At 72.7% G+C, this 2,938-nt stretch carries 2 protein-coding genes and 1 pseudogene; 1 reads left to right on the top strand and 2 read right to left on the bottom strand.

Annotation, left to right across the window (positions count from 1 at the left end; translation table 11 throughout):
• Window positions 1-1,445, top strand: a 1,445-nt coding sequence (locus tag ACYVE7_RS31945; protein ID WP_460370031.1) for a flavin monoamine oxidase family protein, incomplete at its 5' end; no start/stop codon positions are given.
• On the opposite strand, the gene ACYVE7_RS31940 is transcribed toward ACYVE7_RS31945, so the two are convergent.
• Both ACYVE7_RS31940 and ACYVE7_RS31935 read right to left on the bottom strand, forming a co-directional pair.
• Window positions 1,446-2,381: an SIS domain-containing protein gene (locus tag ACYVE7_RS31940; RefSeq protein ID WP_460370030.1), complete on the bottom strand. Its 936-nt coding sequence runs from the start codon at window positions 2,379-2,381 to the stop codon at window positions 1,446-1,448.
• A pseudogene (locus tag ACYVE7_RS31935) lies at window positions 2,382-2,938 on the bottom strand (hypothetical protein); the annotation flags it as partial.

Below are 2,938 nucleotides of genomic sequence, written 5' to 3'. Positions count from 1 at the left end.
TGCCCGCCGCCAAGCGCGCGTCGGCCGCCGCCGCGCCCACCGTCGCGATCGTCGGGGCCGGCCTGGCCGGGATCCGCGCCGCGCACTGGCTCTACACCGTCAAGGGCATCAGGGCGACCGTCTACGAGGGCAGTGGCCGCGCGGGCGGGCGCTGCTACTCCCTGCGCGGCACCTTCGGCGACGTCGTCGTCGAGCACGGCGGCGCGTTCATCAACACCGACCACGGCCTCACCCGCAACCTCGCCCACCAGCTCGGACTGAGCCTGCGCAACGTCAACGGCGGCAACGACCCGGCCGGGCCCGAGCAGTACTGGATGGACGGCGCCCCCTACACCTACGACGCCGCCAACGCCGACTGGGGCGTCGTGCAGACCGCCTTCAAGTCCGCGCTCGCCGCCGCTCCCTGGGCGCAGACCTTCGACGACCACACCGCCGCGGGCGTCTCCCTCGACCAGATGAGCGTCAACGACTGGATCTCCGCCAAGATCCCCGGCGGTACCGCGGGGAGGTTCGGCCGGCTCCTGCAGAGCAACGCGATCGCCGAGTACGGGAGGGACCCCGGCAGCCAGTCGGCGCTCAACCTGATCTACCTGCTCGGCTGGAACAGCCAGAACTCGCTCGAGCCGATGACCGGCGGCGACGAGAAGTACACGATCGACGGCGGCAACGACCAGCTCATCACCCGGATGATCGCCGAACTGCCCGCGGGCACGGTCAAGTACGGCCACAAGCTGACGGCCGTCCGGCAGGGCGACACGGCCGTGCTCACCTTCGCCAACGGCAACAAGTCCGTCGAGGTCAAGGTCGACCGGGCGGTCCTCGCGCTGCCGTTCACCACCCTGCGCGACTGCGACCTGTCCGGCGCGGGACTGTCCGCGCTCAAGCTCCGGGCCATCCGCGAGATGGACCTCGGCAGCAACGGCAAGATCCATGTCGGACTGACCTCGCGGCCGTGGCTGGCCCAGGGGCTCGGCGGGACCAGCTACACCGCGCCGAGCGGCTTCCAGTGCGCCTGGGACGACACCGCGGCCAGCGGCCGCGCCGACGGGGTCATGTGCTATTTCCCCGGTGGCACCCAGACCACGTCCGGCTGGACCGGGGCCGCGTTCGGCACCGCGCCCGCCGCCCAGGTCAACGGGTTCCTCACCCAGATCGACCGGGTGTTCCCCGGGACGGCCGCCGCCTACGACGGCCGCTCCTACCGCAGCGCCTGGCATCTCAACCCCTGGTCGAAGGGGGCCTACACCTGCCCGCGCCCCGGCCAGTACACCTCGCTGTTCGGTGTCGAGGCCCGGCCGGAAGGCCTGATCCACTTCGCCGGCGAGCACACCTCGGTCGAGTACTTCGGCTTCCTCAACGGCGCCGTCGAGTCCGGTGAACGCGCCGCCAAGGAGATCTCCGGCGTCCGGATCGACACCGGCAGGCGCACCGGCCGCTGGAGCTAGTCAGGTACGGGCCCACCAGGTGGCGGCGAGGAGTTCGGCCACCAGGGTCTCGGTGAGCAGCGCGACATCGGGGTCGGTGTCGTGGCGGTAGCGGACGGCGGCGCGTGCGCCCCCCACCTCCGGTCCGACCGTCACGACAGTGGAACCGCGCAGCGTGATCCACTCCATCGCCTGGGCGTCGTAGCGCGACCCGGGGAACAGCAGGGCCCGGTAGTCGCGGGTCTTGGTCAGATAGACGTCGACATGCGCCCAGTCGCCGGTCTCGCACGCGTCGGCGGGACGGCGCGGCCCCTCGCGGACCATCAGCGCCGACTGCTCGGCCGAGGAGATCCGCTCGTACGGAGCGATCGCGTAGACGCCGTCGGGGCCGTCGAGCAGCGGCCCGACCGCGCCGAACCAGCGGCCTTCCAGCAGGTCATCGGACGCCTCCGCCGCCCTGTCCAGCAGCGCGGGCAGATCCCGCGCCACCCCCGTCAGCCGGGCCTCCAGCGCCAGCAGCAGCGCCAGGGTGTGCTGGAACGAACGGCAGGCGACGCCGCCCTTCTCCGCGCCCGCGAGCATCGGGACGACCAGCGACGCCCCCTCGGTGACGGGCGAGCCCTCGACGTTGGTGAGCGCGACATGCCCCGGATAGGCGGGCAGGACGTCCAGGACCTCCCGGCTGCCGCCGGTCGCCGAGATCGCCACCACCAGGGTTCCCGGTCTGGCCGGTCCCGGCAGTGCCGAGGCGTACTCGGCGACGGCGTCGATCCCGGCCCTGCGCAGCCGGTGCGCGGCGACGGTCGCGGCGTACCGCGAGCTGCCCATGCCAAGGAACACGACCCGTTCGGTGGGCCCGAGCGGGGCGAAGGGGTCGCCGTCGCGGAGCGCGGCGGCCAGCTCCCGCAACGCGGCGGGCTTGGCCTCAAGATCGGCGCGGAACAGCGCGGGGTCCATCTACAGCCCTCCGTACCAGGAACGCAGCACGCCCAGCGGGGCGTACCGCCAGCGGGGCAGGAACCGGGCCGCGTAGATCAGCTCCCGGCATTCCTGCTCGATCGAGAACGCCCTGACCAGGCGTTCGTCAAAGAACTCGGGGGAGCCGTAGGCGGCGAGGAACTCCGCGCACGCCGTCCGGACCCAGCCGGAGGCGTCGTGCCCGTGGCGCTCCGACGCGATCTGCCCGACGTGCTCGATGCTGGTCAACATTTGGGCGACGTCGCGGGCGGCGGGCTGGAGTTCGGCGGTCGCGACCGCCGGATTGCCGTCGAAGTCGATCACGGCATGGCCGCCGCGCCAGCGCAGCACCTGGCCGACGTGCAGATCGCCGTGGATCCGCAGCAGCGGGACGACAGCCGGATCGGCCGGTTCGCTCAGCTCCCGCCTGATCAGCCCGGCCCGGTCGTGCAGCCAGCGGTCGTCGGTCAGGGCCAGGGCCTCGTCGAGGTCGGCGAGCGCGCCGGGCAGCCGGTGGAGCGCCCCCTGGGTGACCGGGGCCGGATCGACCGCGGTGG

The sequence above is a fragment of the Actinocorallia lasiicapitis genome (genome assembly GCF_054778695.1).
Note: the sequence above shows the minus strand (reverse complement) of the source record. Positions and strands in the feature narration are given on the sequence as shown.

What these genes read in the sequence shown, in the direction of transcription:
- ACYVE7_RS31940 (WP_460370030.1), bottom strand. Translation starts at nt 2,381, where the DNA reads ATGGACCCCGCGCTGTTCCGCGCCGATCTTGAGGCCAAGCCCGCCGCG.